Annotated in this window: 1 protein-coding gene and 1 pseudogene; both read right to left on the minus strand. The window is 43.0% G+C overall.

The window, feature by feature from the left end; translation table 11 throughout:
- Positions 1-157: thiolase family protein (locus AC1M9J_RS14795; RefSeq protein WP_481590811.1), on the minus strand; the 157-nt coding region annotated here is incomplete at its 3' end.
- Positions 158-286: 129 nt separating this feature from the next.
- Positions 287-426: pseudogene (locus tag AC1M9J_RS14800) on the minus strand (3-oxoadipate CoA-transferase); the annotation flags it as partial.

Genomic DNA, 426 nt, shown 5'->3' on the forward strand with positions numbered 1-426 from the left:
AAACGTCATCGACGACATTCCAATCCACAGAAGGGTTACGTTCCATTAACGCTTTTAATGGCACTGCACCTAAGTCATCCGCACGGACAGGCGCTAAACCACCGGCATAACGACCAAAAGGCGTACGGATGGCATCAATGATGTATGCGTTTTTCATTTATTTATGTCCTAAATCTTTGAATCCCTCCCGACCTCCCTTTGAAAAAGGGAGGAGTCCACCCGCTTAAATTAATTGGATGGATAGTCCCTCCTTTAATAAAGGAGGGATTTAGGGAGGATTGATAAATTAGCCTTGAGTCGCATCAATGAGTTTGGCACCCGTCATCGATTGAAGTTCTTCAAAAGATAAGCCTTCAACTTTCTCAATCACTTTCATGCCTTCAGGTGTTACATCAATCACACAAAGGTCAGTATAGATACGATCTA

The organism is Acinetobacter sp. ANC_7588, assembly GCF_056783995.1.